This is a genomic window from Cobetia sp. Dlab-2-AX (genome assembly GCF_024124625.1).
Taxonomy (GTDB): domain Bacteria; phylum Pseudomonadota; class Gammaproteobacteria; order Pseudomonadales; family Halomonadaceae; genus Cobetia.
The window spans coordinates 1-22,379 of record NZ_JAMXRV010000002.1 but is presented as its reverse complement, the minus strand read 5'-3'; the positions used below and the strand labels follow the sequence as shown (position 1 = coordinate 22,379).

Sequence of the window (22,379 nt, the reverse complement as noted above, 5' to 3'; positions counted from 1 at the left end):
AACTGGTGGCATACTAGCAACTAAAACTTGTCATTTCACCCCCTTGTGTCACAAGCCCCTGACCTTCATAACTTGTCTTTCGAGTCAGAGCGGCGCCACGCCGACGTGTCTGACGCCACCGAAGTCTTGAAACTTCAGTCTTGAAGCTTCAACAGGATGCCAAGGAGTCAAGGGTATGAGCGACAGTTATCAGCCACCCAAGGTCTGGACATGGGAAAGCGAGAGTGGCGGCAAGTTCGCCAGTACCAATCGGCCGATCGCGGGCCCGACGCATGACAAGGCGCTGCCGGTCGGCGAGCATCCCTTCCAGCTCTACTCCATGGCGACCCCCAACGGCGTGAAGGTCACCATCATGTTCGAGGAGCTGCTGGCGCTTGGGCATAGCGGTGCCGAGTACGATGCCTGGCCGATTCGCATCGGTGAGGGCGATCAGTTCGGCAGTGATTTCGTCGCGATCAACCCCAATTCCAAGATCCCCGCGCTGATGGACAGAAGCGGCGAGACGCCGATTCGCGTCTTCGAATCCGGTTCCATCCTGTTGCATCTGGCAGACAAGTTCGGTGCTCTGATCCCCAAGGATCCCGCCAAGCGTGCCGAAGTCATGAACTGGTTGTTCTGGCAGATGGGCTCCGCGCCGTATCTGGGAGGTGGCTTCGGTCACTTCTACAATTACGCGCCGGAAAAGCTCGAGTACCCGATCAACCGCTTCGCGATGGAGACCAAGCGTCAACTGGACGTGCTGGATCGTCAGCTGGCTGACAACGCCTACATCGCCGGTGACGAATACAGCATCGCGGATATCGCCATCTACGCCTGGTATGGCGCGCTGGTCGAAGGCAAGCTCTATGACGCTGCCGAGTTCCTTTCCGTGCAGGACTACACGCACGTGCAGCGCTGGGCCAGGTCGATTGCCGAACGTCCGGCGGTCAAGCGGGGGCGCATGGTCAACCGTTTCTGGGGAGAGCCGCAGGAGCAGCTGATCGAGCGCCATTCGGCGAGCGACTTCGAGACCAACACCGAAGACAAGCGTAGCGACTGATTATCGCGACGCGATTGCCTGGCTGACTTGTTGTCTGGCGGTTTTATCGAGCAATGAGCGTTCAGTCACAATTAGGGCTACCCATCGGGTAGCCCTTTTGCGTTCTGGCCAGTCACGCAGGCAGGGGGCTTTCAGTCGTGACGGACCTCGAGCACGACCTTGCCCACGTGACCTTTCTGCTGAAAGACCTCCTGAGCGGTGGCTATGTCGGCCAGCGCGAAGGTGTCAGCGACCAGCGGCTTGATGTTGCCTTGCTCGATATGGCGCACGAGACTGGGGAAGACCTCCGGTTCCAGCACGGTACAGCCGAAGAAGCTCAGATCCTTCAGGTATAACGTGCGCAGATCAAGTTCCACCATTTCACCGCCGATGGCACCGGCTACCGCATAGCGTCCCTTGTGTCCGAGAATATCCAGCAGCTCTGGCCATTGCGGGCCACCCACAAGATCGATCACCACCTCGACACTGTTGCCTGCCAGGGCGTCTTCCAACGCCTGATCGCGAAGCACGATGTCATCGGCGCCGATGTCGCGCAGGGCATCCGCTTTGGCCGTACTAGTAACGGCAATGACATGGGCGCCACGTGCCTTGGCCAGCTGGACTGCCGCGGAGCCGACGCCTCCTGAAGCACCGGTAATCAACACGCGCTCGCCCTTGGCAAGCTGGGTGCGGGTCAGCAGATTCTCGGCGGTGGAGTAGGAGCAGGGGAAGGAGGCGAGTTCCACATCGCTGAGCGAGCTCTCAACGCGGTGGGCATGGCGCGCCGCTACCTTGGCGTATTCAGCGAAGCCACCATCGCATTCGGCGCCGAAGTACCAGGCGGATGCCAGCGCCTGGCTGTCATGCTCCTGCAGGCAGGGCTCGATCAATACCCGTTCCCCAATGCGCGCCTCGCTGACCTCGGAGCCGACCGCGACGATCTCGCCACACACATCGGCGCCCTGGATGCGTGGGAAATGGATCGGTTGCCCAGACCAGCTGGCATCTTCCGCGTCACCTTCTCCCTTGGAATACCAGGCCAGACGTGTATTGACGTCGGTATTGTTGACGCCTGCCGCGCCGACTCGCACTAGCACGTCACGCGGGCCGGGAGTTGGGCGAGGGATGTCATTACGCACTTCCAGGACTTCTGGGCCGCCATGGCCGGTCAGGTAGACGCCGTGCATGCTGGCATCGCTTGTGGCAAGTGAGCTCATTGGTGTGGTGCTCCCAGTAGGGTGAGTGTGGTGGAGCGTGCGGCCTCGATGGCTTTCTCGCCGAGGACCAGCCAGGCCGAAGAGGCGCCTTCGTGGATCAGAAACAGTTCGGTGGCGAGATCTTCACGCTGGCTACGCTGGCCCAGCCACTGGAGAATCTCGTGTTTGTGGCGGTCCACGGCTTCGCGCACCTGCGGGTTGTCGGGAAAGGCCGCCAGGGCATTGACCGACATGCAGCCGTTGGGTGCCTCTAACGCCATCCAGTGGCCCAGCCGCTGGTAAAGGTGGCTGAGCGCAGCAACGCCATCCTCGGGCACTCCCTCGTCGAGGAAGGCCATGTAGCGCTCATGGCGATGCTGAAGCGCACCGATCACCATGCTCTCCTTGGAGGGAAAGTGGCGATAGAGGGTGCGCAGACTGACGTCTGACGCTGCCTTGAGCTCGGCAACACTCGGTTCTGCGAAGCCGCGCTGGCTGAAGAGCGTCTCCAGACGGGCGGCGATATCGTGCTGAATCATGTCGGGACCGTGGTTCAGATATCAGGGAGATCGATCGTTCTACTCGAGTTGCGATGCAGAGTAGAGCGATCGCTCTCCCTGTGTCAATGCAGCGTTTCCCAAGCCTTGTGTCATTGCTCCCATGGCCTGAAGTCGCGCATTGCGTGTGTGACGCTTCGATGTCAGTAGAATTACGCAAATAGGGGTTTTCTGAGCGTTGAATAAGGCAAAGCTCAGGTCAATTCGCGGAAAAATCACGCACTTTTCGTTGCGATAGCATTTGATAAAGATTAGCATTCGCGACTCATTTGCTGGCGCGGGGGGCGTCAGTCATGGCCACTTTCTGCTCACTGGGCAGATGAAAGGTGTGGTTCAGCAGGACGCTGTCGCATCGCGTACAAAGGGTTTTCAGGTGCCAAATCATTCTCGGGATAGCGCTTCAAGCACGAACAAGGGGCATTTCTCCTGCCTGATCTTCAGTCTGATGACATTGCCGGGCACTTCGTTGGCGGCAGAAGACACCATCTCAGGCGAGTCGCCAGTCGCGAATTCGGTGATCGTGGTGACCGGAGAGCGTGAAGGCGAAGTGGCGCCGGGCAGCTACCGCGCCGAGGCCTCGAGCCTGGCCAACAAGCAGTCGGTGGACTTCCTCGAGCAGGCGCGCACCATCAATGTCGTGACCCAGCAGGTCATGCAGGATTTCAATCTGGATGATCTGGAAGAGTCACTGCAGCCGGTCGCGGGTATCCAGCTGGGCAACACCCTGGGGGGCACCGAAGACGGCTTCGTCAAGCGTGGCTTCGGCAGCAACAGTGATGGCTCGATGCTGATCGATGGCATTCGTCAGCCGCGGCGTACCTACACCACGGCGACCGTGGACCGCGTCGAGGTGCTCAAGGGGCCGTCATCGCTCTTCCAGGGCCAGCAGAATCCCGGCGGCGTGATCAACATGGTCACGAAAAGTCCGCAGTACGAGACGCACACCGAGATCAGTGGCGAAGTCAGCTCCTTCGGCGGTGGCAATACCACCCTGGACACCACCGGCCCCATCGAGGACACCGGTCTGGCCTATCGCTTCATCCTCTCGCATGAGGATGAAGACTCCTGGCGCGAGTACGGCAATGACCGTCGTACCACCATCGCTCCGTCACTGCGTTGGGAAGGCGAGCACAGCAGTGCCCAGATCAGCTATGTCTACCAGGACTACGAGCTGGATATCGACCGTGGCACCGTCTTCTACAATGGCAGTGCCGCCGACGTCACACGGGGCACGCGCTTCGATGAGTCCTGGAACCGTGTCTATGGCCATGACGAGTCCGTCAATGCCTGGTGGAAGCAGGAAGTCACCGACAACTGGGACATGAAACTGACCTACGGCTGGACGCGGCGCCAGTACAGTGATGCACGCGCCAACGTCACGAATGTCAGTGACAGCGGTGATGTGACCGTGCGAGCGGAAGAGAACCAGGGCTATGATCGCAGCGAGCATTACACGGCGCTGGATGCAATGGGCGATGTCGAGATCGCGGGGCAGCGTCACCAGCTGGTCATCGGGGCGGACTACGAGACCACTCGCGACTATCTGGATGAGCGCTATTTCGGCGATTCGGTCACGGTTTCCACCGTCACTGACGTGAACCACGGCCAGCTGGCCCAGGTGACCCCCGACGACATCAATACCTCGCGCAGCAATCGTCTCGACGAGACCCAGGCCATCGGGGTCTATGTCAGCGACCGCTGGTATCTGACCGACAAGTGGATTCTGGGCCTTGGCGGGCGCTACACCTGGTTCGATCAGCAGAGCGGGCAGGGCGAAGACTTCGTGTCTGACCCCGATTACAGCGACGACCTGTTCCTGCCCTCCGCGAATCTGCTGTATCGCATTGACGATGCCAGCTCCGCCTATATCAGCTATAGCGAATCTTTCGTGCCGAACGGCAGCGACAGTGACAGCGGCGAGAGCCTCGACCCCGAGCTCGGCAAGGGCTACGAGATCGGCTACAAGCGTCAGTGGAATCCGCGTCTGGCGACCTCCGTGGCGCTCTACCAGATCCGCAAGGAAAACGTCGCAGTCACTGACAACGGTGTGACACGCACCATCGGGGAAGCCGGCTCGCAGGGCCTGGAATTCAGCCTCGAAGGGGCCCTGACGGATCGCACGTCCCTGCTGTTCAGCTATGCCTATACCGATACCGAAGTGTTGGAGGATACCGAAGGCACCGAGGGCAATCGTCTGCCGAATGCGGCGCTCAACGCGGCCAGCCTCTATCTGGCACATGACCTGGCGATCGATCCGTCCTATGGGGAGTGGCGTGTCGGGGGTGGCGTACGTTATGTCGGCGAGCGTGAAGGCGATGACGACAACAGCTTCTCGATGGATGCCTACACCGTGGCAGATGCCTTCGTCGGATGGCGTCATGACTTCTTCGGCCCGGACACCGAATTCAAGCTGAATGCCAAGAACCTGTTCGATACCGGCTACTACTACGGCAGTGGTGGCGATACCCGTGTGCTGGTGGGTGACCCGATGGAAATCACCCTGTCTGCCAGCGTCGGCTGGTAATGCGGCCGCCTCTGGCAGGCTGACTCGCCAGGGGTGGCTAGATGCCAGGATAGTCACGGCATATAGACAGTCACGACATCCAGGTAGGCAAGACATTCAGGCAGGCAAGACATCCAGACAGCCAAGACAGACGATATAAGTCAGTTTCGGGAGTCGGGTGATCTGGTGACCTGGTCATAGATTGGTGATCTGGTAATAGACTGATGATCTAGAAATAGACTGGTGATCTAGAAATAAAAAGGGGCGCTCATCAGCGCCCCTTTTTGCATGTGTTGTTTACCGCTCAAGATCCCACGAGCCACTCGTCGTCGGGGAAACTTCGTGATGAAAGCCTGCGCTGCCGCTGAAGACGTCGATGCGGCTGGTAGACTGCTGACATGATGCTCTGTCACTGACTGTCTTCGATCGCATGTCTGCGGTCGAGTATCTTCGATTGAGTATCTTGGCGTGCTGCCTCTGTGTTCCCTCTCGACATCCAACCTGCCTGGAGAGCCCCATGCTCGAATCGCTTCCTCTGGCCGATATTCGTGCCTTCGTCATGACGGCGGATCATGGCAGCTTCACCCGCGCCGCCGAGCAGTTGGGTGTCTCGCGGTCGCAGGTCTCCAAACAGGTCACTGCGCTTGAACAGGCACTGGGCGTGTCGCTGATGCAGCGCTCGACACGCTCGCTGCGTCTCACTGAAAGCGGTCATCTGCTGCATGCCCAGTGTCGCAGTGCGTTGGGCGACATCACCCAGATCGTCACGCTGGTACGCGAGGAGCGCAACGCCATGCGCGGGAGGCTGCGCATCAACAGCGTCGGTGGACCGGTGGGCGAGCAATTGCTGGCACCCGCCGTGCACGCCTTCATGCAGGCGTGGCCGGGCGTGCAGGTGGAGCTGGATTTCAGCAGCCATCGCGTGGATCTGATTCGTGATGACTTCGATATCGCGCTGCGCATGGGTGCCCTCGAGGATGCCGATTTCATTGCGCGTCCGCTGATGACACTGCCCTACGTGGTAGTGGCGAGCCCCGACTATCTCGCTCGCCATGGCGCGCCAGACACGCCCGGCGAGCTGGTGGATCACCGCTGCCTGGTCGGCTCGGTCTCGCGCTGGTCCTTCACCGCGCGTGGGGCAGAGTCTCGCGAATTGCAGGTAGACGTCGGTGGCCAGCTTGAATGCCGCAACGGGCATGTGCTGGTCAGTGGTGCCATCGCCGGCAACGGCATCATTCGCGTGCCCAGGCTCTACTGTGAATCAGCCCTCGCGCGAGGGGAGCTGCAGGAGTTGCTGAGCGACTGGCAGCCGGCGGATGTGCCGTTATCATTGATCTATCATCGTGAGCGCCATCGCCCGCTGCGCACGGTGCGCTTGATCGAGCATCTGCTGGAATGGTTCGCGAGATGATATGCGCGTCTCTGAGCGCGGTATGCGTCATGCTTCAATACGAATAAGGTAAAGACTTGATGAAGGAAACATTGAGATACGTCATTGATATCGCCTAATATTCACTAGGTACTTTTTTATCACGTGCTGTCTATCAGATCCTTTTTAGCAAATGCAGGGGCTTGGAAGAGCTGGTCTTCAAAATGGATGTGAAGGCTTGAGCTTGCCAGATGAATGTGAAACACAAATCTAAAAAAACGAACAAGAAATAGTCTTTCGTCATTCCGGGCTGATGCGACCCCGGTGGCGCATCGATCATGAGCCCCCTGATGACTCACGCCCCTTGACAGGCAGATTGCACAAGGAGCCCCCATGGAAGATATCCTGTTCGCGACACGGGTCGTGCTTGACGGTGATGACCCCTTGCCGGGCTATCTCGCCTTGCCGCCCCCCGGGGAAAAGCCCCTCGAGCCGGCAGTCATCTGCCTGCTTCGCGTGTTGTACCAGCATGACAGCGATACCTTGGCACATTCCTGGCGAGTGGCGGGACTTGCGGTCTTTCTCTATTCGAAATTGCTGCCGGCTGCAAAGCGCAATGTGCCATTGTCCGACCTGCACAGTGCCGCTCTGCTGCACGATATCGGCAAGATCGACATCTCGAACGAGCTCCTGACGGCACCGCGTGCGCTCAGTCAAGAAGAGCGTATCACCATGCGCGGCCATGCCAGTCATGGCGGGCGCCTGCTGCTTTCATTGCGTGGCCCTCTGCGAGCGCTTGCCTGCCAGGTGGCGATCACCCATCACGAAGCCTGGAATGGCACGGGCTATCCCACCGGAACAGGCGGCAAATCCCTGCCGCTGTATTGTCAGGTCGTCGCGATGATGGATGTCTTCGATGCGTTGGCTTCGCCGCGTGCCTACAAGCCGGGCTGGTCATTGGTGCGGTTGGTCAGACTGTTTCGCGAGGAATCCGGCAAGCAGTTCGACCCGCGCCTGGTTGCCCGTATGGCGCCACTGTGGAGGCCACTGCATGCCGAGCATCGCCGCCTGTTTGCCTTGACCAGTCAAGGATGAGGCGCTGGTGTCAGCTCACGTGGTGCAGTCCTGCAAACACAAGGCCCCCTGTCGAGAGTCTCGGCAGGGGGCCTTGCTACATCAGTACCCGCCAAAGGCGATCAGCGAGCCATGAGCCGCCTCAGCAGCAGCGCTCACGCTTGATGGCGGCCCAATCGGTGGTGGGGTGCTGGCGGCCGTGGTTGCCAGCGTAAGCCGCGACCTTGGGCGACTCCCAGCCTGCGAGAACATCGCCTTCCAGTCGGTAAATCTCGACACCCAGCGGGTTGCAGGTCTCGAGCGGGTCACGCGCATCAGGGCCCCACAGGTCGACTGACAGGTCACCGCCCGGGCAACAGGACATCGCGCATAGCAGGTCCGTCTCGGCAAAGAACTCGAGGTAATCGCCCTTGCGTGCCGGGCAGGCTTTCATGAAGTACTTGTCTTCACTGTTGAGACCGGTGCACTGGAAGATATTGAGCACATCGTGGATATCGAATTCGGTCAGCCCCCAGGGCGCCACTGCGCGAACCAGATTGGAGTGACAGTGGTGATCGAAGTCCTCGCCGGTCAACAGGCGATTCACGTAGGGGTCGCAGCGCGTGCCTAGCAGGTCATGCACGCGGCCGCCTTCGGCATCGACGCCATAGTCGGCGAGGGTGTCATCGATGATGGTCGCCATCGGGCGCAGGTAGGGCAGTGTCGACCACAGGCGATCATAGGTGCTGACATGCGCGCGCTGCAGCTGGCGGGTGCGAGACGCCCACATGCGCTCACGCGGGTTGTGCAGATTCCACATGTTGAAATCGCCGACCTGTGAGCCTTCGGTGATCTTGATGCGCAGTACGTGGCCCGCCGGCACTTCCCATGCCAGGCCATCACGCAGCGGCACGCTATGGGTCGCGATCAGCGTGCGCTCAGCCTTGCCTTCGGTGAGGCTGTCGTAGAAGTCGCGATCGACGTCCAGAATCGACCCCTTGCTGGCTTGATAGGCGGCAGGTACATCACTCATGGCAGGACTCCTCGTGAGTCGAAATTGGATCTGATGACCAGGCCGGACTGCCTGGAATTCGCTGCCCGGCCGGGGCTTGCGAGCACTGCCGGCAAGTGTGATGGCCGGCAGTGGCGGTTTCTGTGGGGGCCAGAGAGAAATTCTTGGTTCTCTCGCGCGGGATCATGCCTGTTCGCGGTGCCAGTGCTTCATCAGACGGTCGAAGCAGACGCTAGCGGCAGGTTCTGTGCTCATGCGGCTGACGATGACGACGGCGATCAGGGCGAACAGGAAGCCGGGGACGACCTCGAACATGTCGAAGATTCCCAGCGGCCCGCCGCTCAGCGGCTTCCAGATCGCGACGCTGAGCGCGCCGACCATCAAGCCGGCAATGGCGCCGTTGCGGGTCATGCCGCGCCAGAACAGTGACAGCAGGATGACGGGACCGAAGGCGGCGCCGAATCCACCCCAGGCGTAGGACACCAGGCCGAGGATGCTGCTGTCACGCTCGCTGCCCATTACGGTGGCAAGCAGCGCGATGCCGATCACGCTGGCACGGCTCAACCAGACCAGCTCCTGCTGTGACGCCTTGGGACGAATCAGGCCGCGGTAGATGTCTTCGGCGATGGCGCTGGAGCACACCAGCAGCTGGGAGTCGACGGTGCTCATGATCGCGGCCAGCACACCCGCAAGAATGAAGCCTGCCACCCAGGGATTGAGCATGATCTGACTCAAGGTGATGAAGACGCGCTCGCTGTCCGTGAGACCGTCACCCAGCTCACCTCCGAACCAGTAATACCCCAGCACACCCACCGCGACCGCCGCCGCCATCGTGATGGCGGACCACAGCAGGGCGATACGTCGGGAGACCTTGATATCTTCCCGCTTGCGTACGGCCATGAAGCGCACCACTACGTGGGGCTGGCCACAGTAGCCAATGGCCCAGCCGGCCAGTGACAGCATGCCCAGGAAGGTCACGCCTTCCAGCATGCCACCGATGGGAGCGACATCCTGCGCCGCTGCCGGAGCGGCTGCCCCATCGCCGAACAGCGCCACAGCCGTCATGGCAGCCACGGCACACAGGGAAGCCGCCATCATCAGGCCCTGGACGAGGTCGGTCCAGGAGGCCGCGAGAAATCCGCCGAGAAAGGTATAGCCGACGATGACCAGTGCACCCAGCCACAGGGCAACCCGATAATCGATCTCGAACAGGCCTTCGAACAGCACGGCACCACCGACCAGACCCGCCGAGACATAGAAGGTGAAGAACACCAGCATGACCACGGATGATAGGGTGCGTAGCACGCGTGAGCGGTCCTCGAAACGCGCTTCCAGGTAGTCCGGCACCGTCAATGCATTGCCAGCGGCTTCGGTGAATACACGCAGGCGCTCGGCGACCAGCGTCCAGTTCAGGTAGACACCGACCAGCGTCCATACCGCGATCCAGGCCTGGGAGAGGCCACCGCTGAAGATGGCGCCGGGCAGGCCCATCAGCGCCCAGCCGCTCAGGTCAGAGGCCCCGGCACTGAGGGCAGCGACGCTGGGCGGCAGGCAGCGTCCCCCGAGGATGTAATCCGATAGATCGTGGGTGATGCGATAGAAGTAGATGCCGATGCCCAGCATCAGCAGCAAATAGAGTCCGAATGACAGCAGGACAGGTAAGTTCATCCCGGGAGACCTCATGGTGACGCCAAGGCGTCTTGTTATTGTTCAACAGTGGTGTCGTGCTTGGTGTCGTGCTGCAGCAGGTGGCTGCCTGACAGCGAGTGTGCCGGCACTGACACCCTCACCTTATCCATGAGCCGGGTTGCAAAAAAGTGACCATTTATCGTTTGATACATGACTGAATGTCATGAGTCAGATGTGATGACGCCATCGTCATGACAGGACGTCGTATCTGCAGAGCATGGCCTGTCGTCATGCGTCACTTTGAGCGTCGATCGCTGGCGGCTCGCTTGGCTTGATCACAGGAAAACTCGATGCGCCCCAGTCTTTCATCGCTCAATGCCTTTGAAGTCGTGTCGCGCCTGGGCAGCCTCAGTGCAGCGGCCCACGAATTGAATATCACCCAGTCGGCGGTCAGCCATCAGATACGTCGACTCGAAGCTGCTCTGGAGGTGAGCCTGCTGGAAAGGGCGGGACGCGGTGTCGTGCTGACCCATGCCGGACGCCGACTCGCGGATGGCCTGCAGGCGGGCTTTGCCCGAATCGAGCAGTCAGTGGCCGAGTTCGAGGTGGGATCACTCGGCAGGCAGCACCGACGCCAGCTACGTGTCAGTTGCCTGCCCTCGGTGGCGGTGCGCTGGTTGATACCGCGACTCAACAGTTTCCGTGAGCAGTGCCCCGACATCGCGGTCAGCCTGCAATATGCGGGGATCAGTGCACGAGGGCTGTTGCCGGAAGTCGATGTGATGATCACCTGGCAGGATGAACTTCCCGCCAGGACCGTACAGGGAGTCCGGCTGTTCTCCGGGGCCACCCAGCCAGTGGCCAGCCCCCTGTATCTGGAGCACCACCGCCGCCCGAGTCAGCCAGCGGATCTTCTCAAGCTTGAATTGCTGCATGATCAGTCGCGCCAGCCTTGGCATGACTGGTTCAACAACTGTGGCCTGTATCCCCCTCAGCTCGACAAGGGCGATCTCTATCAGGACTTCAGCCTGCTGAGTGCGGCGGTGGTTGCGGGGCAGGGTGTCGCGCTGTGTCCTCCACGTCTGATCCGCAATGAGCTTGGGGACGGAACCCTCGAATGCCTGTTCGAGATGGCTGCCAACCGTCAGCGTGCCTACTGGCTGTTTCATCATCCGCAGCCCGCGACGCACGTAAAACAGTTCCGAGACTGGATGTGCGAGCAGATCGCCGCTGAGGGCGAGGTGGCGGATAGTGGATATATTGCTGATGCCTGATATCTGACGCCTGAGTGGGTGGATTGCATGAACTGCCTGGCATGGACTGGCTGGCACGAAAAAGCCCCCACCGAGAGGCTCGGCAGGGGCTGAGGCGTGCCCGGGTTCATCTCGGGAACACGTGAAGCGCGATCCGGAAATGCGCGTTAGGGCTGCTGGCCTGTCGGTGCCAACACGATTTCACGGATGCAGACGGATTGAGGCTGCTGGTAGGCAAAGTGGACGCTGGCAGCGACATCCTCCGGTGCCAGCACGCCGCCCATCTCTTCTTTCCACGCCTTGTAGCCGTCCTTGATCTCGTCGCTGGTGGTGTGATCGATCAGTCCCGTCTCGACAGCACCGGGCGCGATGGTGATCACGCGGACGTTGTCGGCGGCGACTTCCTCGCGCACGTTCTCGCTCATGGCGTGTACCGCGAACTTGGTGCCACAGTAAGCCGCGTGTCCCGGGAAGGTCTTGCGTCCTGCCACCGAGCTGATGTTGATGATGGTGCCACCCTTGCGTGCCTGCATCTTGCCAAGGACGGCCTGCATGCCATTGAGGACGCCCATCACATTGACATCCAGCATGCGCTGGAACTCGCCGGGGTCCTGGTCGGCAATCTGGCCCAGCAGCATGGTGCCGGCATTGTTGACCAGACAATCTACTTCACCGTAGTGGGCCTCAGCTTCGGCGATGGCCGATTCGATGGCGGCCTTGTCGCAGACATCCACGCTGGCGCACAGCGTGTTCGGGAGCGCCAGTGCCTCGAGTGCGTCCACGCGGCGTGCCAGCAACAGTAGCGGATGCCCGGCAGCACTGAGTGTCTGAGCAATGGCAGTACCGATGCCGGCGCTGGCACCGGTGATGACGATCAATTTCTTCATGAGTGACTCCAGGAAAGGACTAATCAGACAACGGCATGCAGTATGGCATGCACCGCAGAAGAGATAATCGCGGTGCAATTCACGTTATTGTTGCCTGTGGATTACTAATCCTCCCTTGGCGCTCATTGCCATCATCGTCGATGACCCCGGCGGGTCGCGATCAGCCGTTGAGCACACCCAACCAGGCCCACAGCCCCAGCAGGGTGGCGATCAGTACCGGCGGGGTCAGGATCAAGCCGACCTTCATGTATTGCCCCCAGCTGATGTGATGGCCCTTCTGATCGAGCACGTGCAGCCACAGCAGTGTGGCGAGACTGCCGATCGGGGTGAACTTGGGCCCCAGGTCGTTGCCGATCACGTTGGCATAGACCATCAGCTCGCGCGTCGCGTCATTGACCTGTTGCGCACTGAGGTGGTCGATGGCCAGCGCGCCGATCAGCGTGGCCGGCATGTTGTTCATCACCGAGGCGGTGACGGCGGCCAGCACGCCGGTGCCGAGGGTGGCGACCAGCTCGCCCTGACTGGCAAGCCAGGCGAGGATGTCGCTGGCGTGATCGGTCAGGCCGGCATTGCCCAGCCCGTAGACCACCATATACATGCCCACCGAGAACAGCACGATCTGCCACGGCGCACCGCGCAGTACCGGGCCGAGTTCGATCACGGCCTCACCGCTGCCCAGCCAGCGCCCGGCGATGGTCAGCAGAACCAGCGCGGCGCTGCCGGTGACGGCGGCGAGCGGGATGCCCAGCGGCGCGGTCACGAAGTAGGCCACCAGCAGTACCCCCAGCAGCGGGAAGGCGGCGCGGAATACCTGCGGGTCCTTGATGGCGCTCGACGGTGCCTCGAGCTTCTCCAGTGCGTAGTGCGAGGGCAGCTCCTTGCGGAACATCAGCCATAGCACGATCAGCGTGGCGGCCAGCGCGATCAGATCCACCGGCACCATCACGGCGGCGTAATGCGTGAAGGAGATGTCGAAGTAGTTGGCGCTGACGATGTTGACCAGATTGGAGATCACCAGCGGCAGGCTGGTGGAGTCGGCCACGAAGCCGGTGGCGATGATGAAGGCCAGCGAGGCCGCCGCCGAGAATTCCAGGCGCACCAGGATCGCGATCACGATCGGCGTCAGCAGCAGGGCGGCACCATCATTGGCGAAGAAGGCCGCGATCACCGCGCCCAGCAGCACGATGAGCGGGAACAGCTTGCGTCCATTGCCGCCGCCCCAGCGTGCGACATGCAGTGCGGCCCAGCTGAAGAAGCCCGCCTCATCGAGGATCAGCGAGATGATGATCAGCGCCACGAAGGTGAAGGTGGCGTCCCAGACGATATCCCAGACCACCAGCACATCCGGCAGATTGACCACGCCGCAGGCTAGCGCGACCACGGCGCCGCCGAGGGCGCTGGTGCCGATGCCCAGCCCACGTGGCTGCCAGATCACCAGTGCCAGCGTGATGGCGAAGATTGCCAAGGCAAGCATGACGTCTCCTTGTCGAGGGTGAAGAGTCAGTGAGAAGCCGCGTGTGCGGCCACGGATGGCGTCAGATCGTGCTCTGATTGACGCGACGGGAGACCTCTTCGGCGCTCTCGACACGCTCCGAGTAGCGCTCGGTCAGATAGGCGCTGCGGTCGCGGTTCAGCCAGGTGAACTTCATCAGCTCTTCACAGACATCGACGATGCGCAGATACAGCGGCGACAGTCGCATGCGGCCATGCTCGTCGAATTCATTGAAGGCCTTGGGCACGGATGACTGGTTGGGGATGGTCAGCATGCGCATCCAGCGACCCAGAATGCGCATCTGGTTCACACTGTTGAAGCTCTGGCTACCGCCACTGACCTGCAGGATGGCCAGCGTCTTGCCCTGGGTGGGGCGCACGCCGCCCAGTGACAGGGGAATCCAGTCGATCTGTGCCTTCATGATCGAGGTCATCGCGCCGTGACGCTCCGGGCTCGCCCACAGCATGCCCTCGGACCACTGGGCCAGCTCGCGCAGCTCCTGCACCTTGGGGTGATCGGCCTCGCAATCATCCGGCAATGGCAGGCCGGCAGGCGAGTAAAGGCGCACCTCGGCACCGAAGGCGCGCAGCAGGCGCGCCGCTTCCTCGGCGGCGAAGCGCGAGAAGGAACGCTTACGCAGGGAGCCGTACAGCACCAGAATGCGCGGCGCGTGACGCGGGGCATCCGGCCCGACCAGGCGATCGATCTCCAGCGGTCGCCAGTGTTCGGCATCGATATTGGGCAGGTCGGCCAGTGCCGCTTTCATCTCATCGGTCATGAGTTCATTGGTCATGGTGTCACCTGTCGGCAGGTGAGACGTGTCGGGAGTGTGTGCGTTCATGATTCAGTCCTTGGGGGCGTGGACGACGTCGCCGTCTTCCTTGGTGTATTGCGCGACCGGATTGTCCAGAAGCTCCAGTACCGTCTCCGATGGGCGGCACAGACGCGTGGCCGTGGGCGTCACGACGATGGGGCGGTTGATCAGGATCGGGTGGGCCATCATGGCGTCGATCAGCTCGGCATCGCTCATGGACGGGTCATCCAGATTGAGCTCGTCATAGGGCGTGCCCTTGCGGCGCAGCAGCGGGCGCGGGCCACCTCCCATGGCGGCAATCAGGGATTCCAGCGTCTCGCGCGTCGGCGGCGTGACCAGATACTCGATCACCTCCGGTGTCTCGCCGGAGGCCTTGAGCATGGCCAGCACATTGCGTGACGTGCCGCAGGCCGGGTTGTGATACATCATGATCTTGCCGGAAGTACGGGCGGAATCAGTCATCGTTGCGAGGCTCCTGAGAAGCACAGGGGGTGGCAGAGGCGCTGCAGTCGGGCACGGTGAGCGAGGCCAGCAGTGGGTCGCAGACCACCGAGGAGCCCGCGCAGCAGTCACGTACCAGAAACTGCACGGTGGCGAGCATATGCTCGAGGTTGGCGCGGTAGATCAGCGAACGGCCTTCGCGCTGGGAGTGGATCAGCCCCGCGCGGCTCAATACGCCCAGATGGGTCGAGAGCGTGTTGTGCGGCACCTCGAGACGGCGTGCGATCTCGCCGGCGGGCAGGCCTTGTGGCTCATGGCGGACCAGCAGGCGAAACGTGTCCAGACGCGTGGCCTGGGACAGCGCCGCGAAGGTGTCCAGCGTGGCCTGCGGGTCGGGCAGGCTGTCGGAGTCATTCATTTGATCTGTCCATATGTCGAGACTTGTCGAAATGACGATGGTGCGATGATAGATCAGCGTGCCGCAGATGGGAAGTGTGCTCTCTGCTCTCGGTCATCAGCGCTCGATCTTCAGCGCTCGATCTTCATCCCCCTGTCTTGGGCTGACAGCCATCAGTATTCGTGCTGGCCAACTCAGACCTGCTCATGCAGCCAGCTGGCCAATGCTGCCTGACGAGGGTTCTGGCTCTCGAGACGCGCTGCGAGCCAGTAATCACAGCCGGAGGAATACTCCAGCGTCCCCAGCCGCACCAGCTGCCCTCGTGCTACCAATGCACTGACTTGCTGATGACTGCCCAGCGCGACGCCTTGCCCGGCCAATGCGGCATCCAGCACCAGGTGGTAGCTGGTGAATTGACGTTGCACATTGAGTGCCAGCCCCGGCTTGCCCATGCCGCTGAACCAGCGTGGCCAGTTGATCCAGTTGGGTTCGAGGCGCTCGTAGTCGAGCAGTGGCAGAGCCGCCAGCAGAGGTAGCTCCCGACAGTCGCGGGCACCTTGTGGCTGCTCGGCGAGGAAGTCGGGTGACGCCACCGGATAGAGCGTCTCGGTGAACAGAGGGGTCAATTGCCAGTCCGGATGCGGCGCCATGTCATAGCAGATGGCGAGATCCACATCCTCGGTGAGGATGTCGCGATGATGATCTGCAGTGATCAGGCGCAGGCCACTGGCAAGCGTCGGCTGGGTGGCGCGAAGTCGATTCAACATCGGCCCCAGCCATAGATGTGAGATGGCGCTGTTGGCGGCCAGTGTCAGGCGGGCATTGGGAGAAGGGCGGCTGACGCTCTCCAGTGCGTCGATCATGAAGTCGAAACTGGTCGCCAGGCGCTGGCTCAACTGCTGTCCTGCTGCGGTCAGAGAGACGCGTCTGCCATGGCGATGAAACAGCTTGGTATCGATGTGATGCTCAAGGATGGCGATCTGACGGCTGACGGCAGCCTGGGTGATATGCAATTCGCTGGCGGCACGCGTGAAGTTGGCGTGACGCGCGGCTGCCTCGAAGGTCAGCAGGCTGTTGAGAGGCGGAAGGCGATGACGAAAGCTCTTCATGCAGGGCTCCGAGACGAGGAGGGGAACGTTGGCTGATAGGTCAATGCTTGATGATTTCAGGTTATCAAGGTTGATCAGGATTGAGGCTATACACAGCTGGAATCATCAGGTTCACACTGATGTCATCGTGATGCATAGGGTATTCCGTAGATGACCACGGACTATCAGCATGACACTCCGTGACCTGACTGGGTAGCAAACATGAATGAACTTGATTGGCATGCCGACCGTAGTGACCTTCACCCGCTGGAGCTTCAGGACAATGCCCCTGAAAGTGAAGGCATCGACCTGGTGGCCGTGCGTCGTTATCGACAGAATCGCCTGCGCGAAGAGATGAGCACCCAGGGCGTTGATGCCTTGATCATTTCGGACCCGGTCAACATCCGCTACGCCAGCGGCGCACGCAACATGCAGGTCTTCAGCGCTCGCAATACTCCGGCGCGTTACCTGCTGCTGACCCAGCATCGCAGTGTGCTGTTCGAATTCACGGGCTGTGAGCATCTCGCCGATGGCCTGGAAACCATCGACGAAGTGCGCCCGGCCATGACTGCCAGTTTCGTTGCGGCAGGTCACGATATCGCTGAGCGTGAACAGCAATGGGCGCGCGAGATGCTGGCGACCATTACCGAGCTGTGCGGTCTGAAAGCGGTGATCGGCATGGAGCGCATGAATGCCGGGACCGCCATCGCCTTTGATCGTCTGGGCGCGCGCGTCGTCGATGCCCAGGCACCGCTTGAACGTGCACGTGCCATCAAGTCTGACGAAGAGCTCAAGTGTGTCGTAGCCTCGCTGCGTGCTACCGAGCGCGGCGTAGGACGTCTGCGTGAAGCGATTCGCCCCGGCATCACCGAGAACGAGCTGTGGTCGGTGCTGCATCAGTCCATCATCGCTGACAATGGCGACTACTGTGAGACTCGCCTGCTCAACTCAGGCCCGCGCACCTATCCCTGGTTCCAGGAAACCGCGACCAAGCGACTGGCCGCCAACGAGCTGGTGGCACTGGATACGGACGTCGTCGGCTGCCACGGCTATTACTCCGACTTTTCGCGCACCTTCCACGTCGGCCCTGACAAGCCGACCGAGACCCAGAAGCTGCTGTATCGCACCGCCCATGAGCAGGTACAGCACAATCTCGACATCCTGCGTCCCGGCATGAGCTTCCGTGAATATTCCGAGAAGGCCTGGAACATCCCCGAGCGTTTCCATGCCAATCGCTATTACCTCTCTGCCCATGGCTGTGGCATGACCGGCGAATATCCCTACCTGTATCACCATGCCGACTTTGCCGTCTCAGGCTACGACGGCGTGATCGAGCCGGGCATGGTGCTCTGCGTCGAGAGCTATATCGGCGACCCCGAAGCCGGGGAAGGCGTCAAGCTCGAGGAGCAGTGCGTGATGCGCAAAGACGGCCTCGAGATCCTGAGCAAGTTCCCGTTCGAGGAAGCCTTGTTGAACTGATGATTTCAGGATGGCGCTGCTGATCAAGCAGCGCCATGACACTCGTTGGCCCGCAGTCTGCCGTCCGCAATGACGTTGTTTTCATACTCCGGGGCGTTCGGTCGGGCAGCTGCCTGATCGCAATCTCCTGACGCGTTTCGTAGTGACACAGATGTAGAGACACAGATCACCATAATTCCAATAAATGATCGTGCCGCCATTGTCTGCTTCCTTCATGTACCAGTGTCTATGGCGCGTGAGGGACGGCTGGCTGCGCGCCTACTGATGTGAGGTAAAGACATGTCGTCCGATGTGAATGACAGCAGCATCACTATCACTTGCCAGAAAACGGGGTTGTACCGAGGACTCAACATTCCAGTGACGCTGATCAGCAAACTGATCATCACTCTTCTCGTGGTATTTGCCGTGGCCCTCCCTGATCGGGCCGTAGCGCTGTTGACCACGATCAATCAGACCATGCTTGAGCACTTCAATCTCTATTACGTCTATGCCGTCGCCTTCTATCTGGTGTTCTGCACGGTGCTGTGTGTGTCGCCGTTGGGGCGCAAGCGACTGGGACGTGATGATGAAGTGCCTGAATTTTCGCGTTTTGCCTGGTTTTCGATGATGTTCGGCGCCGGGATGGGCATCGGGCTGCTGTTCTACTCCATCGGGGAACCTGTCTCGCACTTCAATTTCAATCCGGATATCGCGGCAGGCCAGGTGCAGGCGGGGTCCGAACAGGCCATTGAAAGTGCCGTCAGCTATACCTTCCTGCACTGGGGGCTGCATGCCTGGGCAATCTATGCCTCTGTGGCGCTGGCGCTGGGGTATTTCGCCTATCGTCGTGGCTTGCCGTTGACCATTCGCAGTACCTTGATGCCCATCTTCGGCAAGCGGTTGCTGGATGGCCCCCTGGGTCACGCCGTGGATATCATCGCCGTGGTCGCGACCACTCTGGGCGTGGCCACCACCATGGGCGCCGGTGTCAGTCAGCTGGTGGCAGGGCTGGATTTCGTGATGCCGGGTACCGAGCTGCTGGACTCCGCCGGTATTCCACGCCCCTGGCCGTTGATCCTGACACTCGTCGTGATAATGGGGCTATCGACACTGTCCGCCGTGACCGGAGTGAAGCGCGGTGTCAACTGGCTCAGCCAGTTCAACATGCTGCTGTCCTTTGCCCTGCTGGCCGTCTTTATTTGGTTCGGCAGTCGTCTGTTTGCCAGTGAACTGCTGGTTTCCGCGACCTGGGATTATTTGAGAACCCTGCCGGAACGCAGCTTCCAAACCTGGCCGGTGACGAGTGCGTTAGGCCAGTGGCAGGTCGACTGGACCATTCTGCAGCGTGCCTGGTTCATTGCCTTTGCGCCATTTGTCGGGCTCTTCCTTGCGCGTATTTCACGTGGTCGCACGATTCGTGAATTCGTGTTGGGGGCGGTCGTGGCTCCCAGTCTCATGTGCTTCGTATGGATCTGTTACATGGGTGGCAGCAGTCTGCACATGGAAACCAGCGGATTGGCGCAAGGCACGATTCTGGCAACCGTGCGCGATCATATCGCCACCGTGTTGTTCGTGACGCTGGATTACCTGGATACCGGCGCCTTGATCCATGTCATTGTCGGCGGCACCTTGATCCTGATCATCACGTATCTGGTGACCAGTGCGGACTCGGGCGTGCTGGTGCTCAACGCCATCATGGCCGGGGGAGAGGAAACCAACGAGCGCCGTCACCGCATCATCTGGGGTGTGTTGCTGACACTGGTGGTGGGCTCATTGCTTCTGGCGGGTGGCCTGGCGGCGATTCAGAAGGCAATGCTCATCGCTTCTCTGCCGTTTTCGTTGCTGATGATCCTGATGTGCGTTGCTACATTCATGTCGTTGTGGCGTGAGCCCAGCGACCTGCCAGCCGTGAACGAGGCTGAGCCAACCTGATGCCGGCGGCTTAAGTCAGGCATTTGCCCGACAGTATTGGTAGCATGTGCGCCATTGATTACCGGATAAGGGAAGATGGCGAGATGATGATGGTATTGCAGATTCTGGGCGGCTTCGTGCTGACAGCAGGGGTGCTGCTGGCGGCAGTGCCGGAGCTGGTCAACCGCTTCAAGGGGCCGAACGACACCCCGCTGACTGTTCCGAAGGAAACCGGCGCGGCGATCTCGCGGCGCATTCGTTGGGGCTGGGTCATCGCGGTGGGGTACCTGCTGATGTATCCGCCGATCGGCCTGGGTCTGTTGCCGGTGCTGGTGACGCTCGCGGTGGCCGGTATCGCCGGCATCATGACGGCCCGTCTGATGGGACTGATGCTGGATGGCATCGAGATGCGCCATCTGTTCCGCTTCGCCGCCGAGTCGCTGATTCTGGGCGGTCTGTGGACCTGGTTCGTCAGACTGTCTGCCTGACGCCATTGCCGCGTACATTGTGCCGTCAGATCGCCAATGACTGCATTCTGGGAGTCTTACATGCCGCTCAATGCGTCTACGCAAGCTTCATTGGCAGGGCTGGAGCGATCGCGCCCGGTACTGGTGACCGGCGCGACCGGCTATGTGGCGGGGCAGCTGATTCGTCGCTTGCTGCAAGAGGGCCTGACGGTGCATGCCGCCGTGCGCGATCCCGGCAATAGCGAACGTCTGGCGGCGCTCAAGACGCTGGCCGAGCGCTTGCCGGGCAAGCTACGCGTCTTTGCCAGTGATCTGCTCACACAGGGCTCCTACGCACAGGCGATGGCAGGCTGTGGGGTGGTCTTTCACACCGCCTCACCCTTCGTGGTTAGCGTCCTGGACCCCGAACGCGATCTGGTGCGTCCGGCGGTGTACGGCACGCGCAATGTTCTGGAAGAAGCCAATCGTCAGACCAGTGTCGAACGGGTGGTGCTGACCAGCAGCTGTGCCGCCATCTACAGCGACAATGCCGATGCGCTGGATACCCCACGCGGATGTTTCGACGAAAGCGTCTGGAACACCACGGCATCGCTTGAGCATCAGGCCTATTCCCATTCCAAGACACTGGCGGAACAGGCCGCGTGGCAGGTCGCCGAGCGGCAGTCACGCTGGCGGCTGGTGGTGATCAATCCCTCTCTGGTACTTGGCCCCGCGATCAGCGATGACACGCGCGGTGAATCCTTCAGCCTGATGACACAGCTATGTGATGGCACGCTCAGGATAGGCGCGCCGGATTACGGCATGGGCGTGGTGGATGTGCGGGATGTGGCCGAGGCGCATCTGGCGGCGGGATTTCTGCCCACGGCCAATGGGCGTCACCTGGTCGCCGGGCATCCCTCAAGCTTCATCGCGCTGGGGCGCCTGTTGAGTCAACACGCCGGCCCGCACTACGCAATTCCCACTCGCCAGCTACCCAAATGGCTGGTGTGGCTGGCGGGTCCGCTGGCCAACAAGGCCGTGACCCGCAAGGTCGTCGCGCGCAACGTGGGCCACCCCTTCGTCTTCGACAATACCCGCAGCCGCGAGCAGCTGGGTCTGATCTACCGGCCCCTCGAGGCGACGCTGCACGACATGTTCGATCAACTGGAGGCCAGCGGCCGCCTGTCGTGATTTTGGTCAATACATTGTCGGGAAAAGCCCCAGTGTTCCGCTTGGGTCATACCCCATTCTATAGCGTATTGTTGTATTGGGAGTAATGGTGTCTTTCACTTCTTTTACTCCAGTCTCACAAAGCCCTTGATCCGCTGAAGCGCTGACGATATATGTACCCGGAGTAAGATCCAGCGAGACAGTTTCTGCAGGGTCAAGCTTGGCGGTTAGAACTCCATTGATTTTTACAATGATCCCGCAAGCGCTGCCTAACAGCCCACTATCACGGGTCAGAGTCAATGTCCCATGCTCCTCCTGTAAAGGTTGATTGTGTGCATAGATTCGTTCAGGAGGGACGGGGTCGGCATCTAATGATGAAATTGGCGTAGTAGAGCAACCTGTAATGGTAAGCATGAGTACAGTTGTTATTAGTGTGCGTGTCATGATTGCCTCAGAAATGGTGGGCATGAAGTTAGGAGCATGCAAAGACCATCATATATTTTGGTTGCTCGCAGGTATATTTAAATCAACTTAATCGACAGCATAATTCTCTTTGGCTCCTGGATTCATAGAATAACCGCAGCACTTTGGACCGCACGGTAGAGGCAGGAGGGCCAGCGCCGGTACCCTTCTCGGCTCACCGACCAAAGTGAAGCAGAGTATGGAATACCGACAGCTGACCCAG

Annotated in this window: 20 protein-coding genes; 9 read left to right on the top strand and 11 right to left on the bottom strand. The window is 60.6% G+C overall.

Annotation, left to right across the window (positions count from 1 at the left end):
• Positions 1–175 precede the first annotated feature (175 nt).
• A complete protein-coding gene (gene yghU, locus NH396_RS03170) occupies positions 176–1,039 on the top strand; it encodes a glutathione-dependent disulfide-bond oxidoreductase (protein ID WP_253061592.1) in 864 nt (287 codons plus the stop codon).
• Between the two features lie 131 nt (positions 1,040–1,170).
• Here yghU and NH396_RS03165 read toward each other — a convergent pair whose 3' ends face one another.
• Entirely contained in the window at positions 1,171–2,235 is a 1,065-nt protein-coding gene (locus tag NH396_RS03165; RefSeq protein WP_253061590.1) for an alcohol dehydrogenase family protein, read from the bottom strand.
• Complete coding sequence (locus NH396_RS03160) at positions 2,232–2,753, bottom strand: TetR/AcrR family transcriptional regulator (protein ID WP_253061588.1); 522 nt, start codon at positions 2,751–2,753, stop codon at positions 2,232–2,234. The genes NH396_RS03165 and NH396_RS03160 overlap by 4 nt, the downstream gene beginning before the upstream one ends.
• A gap of 391 nt (positions 2,754–3,144) precedes the next feature.
• Between NH396_RS03160 and NH396_RS03155 the strand changes: the two genes are divergently transcribed.
• The 3 genes from NH396_RS03155 (at position 3,145) to NH396_RS03145 (ending at position 7,738) form a co-directional block, all read left to right on the top strand.
• Positions 3,145–5,295: a TonB-dependent siderophore receptor gene (locus NH396_RS03155; protein ID WP_253061586.1), complete on the top strand. Its 2,151-nt coding sequence runs from the start codon at positions 3,145–3,147 to the stop codon at positions 5,293–5,295.
• Between the two features lie 496 nt (positions 5,296–5,791).
• Positions 5,792–6,685, top strand: a complete 894-nt coding sequence (locus NH396_RS03150; protein WP_253061584.1) for a LysR family transcriptional regulator — start codon at positions 5,792–5,794, stop codon at positions 6,683–6,685.
• Positions 6,686–7,036: 351 nt separating this feature from the next.
• Complete coding sequence (locus NH396_RS03145; protein ID WP_253061582.1) at positions 7,037–7,738, top strand: HD domain-containing phosphohydrolase; 702 nt, start codon at positions 7,037–7,039, stop codon at positions 7,736–7,738.
• Between the two features lie 121 nt (positions 7,739–7,859).
• Here the strand turns inward: NH396_RS03145 and NH396_RS03140 are convergent, their stop codons facing one another.
• Positions 7,860–8,729: a DUF1989 domain-containing protein gene (locus NH396_RS03140; RefSeq protein WP_176676955.1), complete on the bottom strand. Its 870-nt coding sequence runs from the start codon at positions 8,727–8,729 to the stop codon at positions 7,860–7,862.
• Between the two features lie 162 nt (positions 8,730–8,891).
• Positions 8,892–10,376, bottom strand: a complete 1,485-nt coding sequence (gene putP / locus NH396_RS03135) for a sodium/proline symporter PutP (RefSeq protein WP_253061580.1) — start codon at positions 10,374–10,376, stop codon at positions 8,892–8,894.
• Between the two features lie 311 nt (positions 10,377–10,687).
• On the opposite strand from putP, the gene NH396_RS03130 reads away from it, so the two are divergent.
• Positions 10,688–11,611 (top strand): LysR substrate-binding domain-containing protein, encoded by a 924-nt coding sequence (locus tag NH396_RS03130; protein WP_253061578.1) that lies wholly within the window; start codon positions 10,688–10,690, stop codon positions 11,609–11,611.
• A gap of 146 nt (positions 11,612–11,757) precedes the next feature.
• Here the strand turns inward: NH396_RS03130 and NH396_RS03125 are convergent, their stop codons facing one another.
• From NH396_RS03125 to NH396_RS03100, 6 genes are all read right to left on the bottom strand, one after another.
• On the bottom strand, positions 11,758–12,477 hold the full coding sequence (locus NH396_RS03125; RefSeq protein WP_253061576.1) for an SDR family oxidoreductase: 720 nt from the start codon (positions 12,475–12,477) through the stop codon (positions 11,758–11,760).
• Between the two features lie 160 nt (positions 12,478–12,637).
• Positions 12,638–13,951 carry an arsenic transporter gene (locus NH396_RS03120; RefSeq protein WP_253061574.1) on the bottom strand — a complete coding sequence of 438 codons (1,314 nt, stop codon included), beginning with the start codon at positions 13,949–13,951 and terminating at the stop codon, positions 12,638–12,640.
• A gap of 61 nt (positions 13,952–14,012) precedes the next feature.
• A complete protein-coding gene (gene arsH / locus NH396_RS03115) occupies positions 14,013–14,747 on the bottom strand; it encodes an arsenical resistance protein ArsH (protein WP_253062178.1) in 735 nt (244 codons plus the stop codon).
• 66 nt (positions 14,748–14,813) lie between these two features.
• Positions 14,814–15,245 (bottom strand): arsenate reductase (glutaredoxin), encoded by a 432-nt coding sequence (arsC, locus tag NH396_RS03110; RefSeq protein WP_253061572.1) that lies wholly within the window; start codon positions 15,243–15,245, stop codon positions 14,814–14,816.
• Complete coding sequence (locus NH396_RS03105) at positions 15,238–15,642, bottom strand: helix-turn-helix transcriptional regulator (protein WP_225347997.1); 405 nt, start codon at positions 15,640–15,642, stop codon at positions 15,238–15,240. The genes arsC and NH396_RS03105 overlap by 8 nt, the downstream gene beginning before the upstream one ends.
• A 173-nt stretch (positions 15,643–15,815) precedes the next feature.
• On the bottom strand, positions 15,816–16,730 hold the full coding sequence (locus NH396_RS03100; RefSeq protein WP_253061570.1) for a LysR substrate-binding domain-containing protein: 915 nt from the start codon (positions 16,728–16,730) through the stop codon (positions 15,816–15,818).
• Between the two features lie 201 nt (positions 16,731–16,931).
• Between NH396_RS03100 and NH396_RS03095 the strand changes: the two genes are divergently transcribed.
• The 4 genes from NH396_RS03095 (at position 16,932) to NH396_RS03080 (ending at position 21,715) form a co-directional block, all read left to right on the top strand.
• Positions 16,932–18,188 (top strand): Xaa-Pro peptidase family protein, encoded by a 1,257-nt coding sequence (locus tag NH396_RS03095; protein WP_253061568.1) that lies wholly within the window; start codon positions 16,932–16,934, stop codon positions 18,186–18,188.
• 279 nt (positions 18,189–18,467) lie between these two features.
• Positions 18,468–20,099, top strand: coding sequence for a BCCT family transporter (locus NH396_RS03090; protein ID WP_290441688.1), 1,632 nt, complete (start codon positions 18,468–18,470; stop codon positions 20,097–20,099).
• Positions 20,100–20,182: 83 nt separating this feature from the next.
• On the top strand, positions 20,183–20,566 hold the full coding sequence (locus NH396_RS03085; RefSeq protein WP_176676965.1) for a hypothetical protein: 384 nt from the start codon (positions 20,183–20,185) through the stop codon (positions 20,564–20,566).
• A 60-nt stretch (positions 20,567–20,626) separates the two neighbouring features.
• Positions 20,627–21,715 carry an NAD-dependent epimerase/dehydratase family protein gene (locus tag NH396_RS03080; RefSeq protein ID WP_253061564.1) on the top strand — a complete coding sequence of 363 codons (1,089 nt, stop codon included), beginning with the start codon at positions 20,627–20,629 and terminating at the stop codon, positions 21,713–21,715.
• A gap of 6 nt (positions 21,716–21,721) precedes the next feature.
• Here the strand turns inward: NH396_RS03080 and NH396_RS03075 are convergent, their stop codons facing one another.
• The gene (locus tag NH396_RS03075; protein ID WP_152965372.1) at positions 21,722–22,138 is read right to left on the bottom strand and encodes a hypothetical protein; all 417 of its coding nucleotides are present in this window, start codon (positions 22,136–22,138) and stop codon (positions 21,722–21,724) included.
• Positions 22,139–22,379 lie beyond the last annotated feature (241 nt).